This window comes from Actinacidiphila bryophytorum, from assembly GCF_016916835.1.
In the GTDB taxonomy this organism is placed as follows: domain Bacteria; phylum Actinomycetota; class Actinomycetes; order Streptomycetales; family Streptomycetaceae; genus Actinacidiphila; species Actinacidiphila bryophytorum.
The window spans coordinates 1-343 of the sequence record NZ_JAFFIX010000088.1 but is presented as its reverse complement, the minus strand read 5'-3'; the positions used below and the strand labels follow the sequence as shown (position 1 = coordinate 343).

Genomic DNA, 343 nt, shown 5'->3' with positions numbered 1-343 from the left:
CCCGCCACAGAGCGGCCCGCCGACCGCCCCGCCACCGACCGAGAGGCCACCGCATGAAGCCCGCACCCACCGCAGAGGTCTGGTTCCTGACCGGCAGCCAGGGCCTGTACGGCCCCGACACCCTCGCGCAGGTCGCCGACCAGTCCCGGCAGATCGCCGACCAGCTCGCCGCGCTGCCCGGCAGCCCTGCGCGAGTGGTGTGGAAGCCGGTGCTCACCGACGCCGCCGCGATCACCGGCACCGTGCTCGCGGCGAACTCCGACCCGTCCTGCGTCGGGCTGATCGCCTGGATGCACACCTTCTCCCCGGCGAAGATGTGGATCGGCGGCCTGGATCTGCTGCG

General features: G+C 73.5%; 1 pseudogene. It reads left to right on the top strand.

Annotation, left to right across the window (positions count from 1 at the left end):
• Positions 1-53 precede the first annotated feature (53 nt).
• Positions 54-343: pseudogene (locus JT723_RS34705) on the top strand (L-arabinose isomerase); the annotation flags it as partial.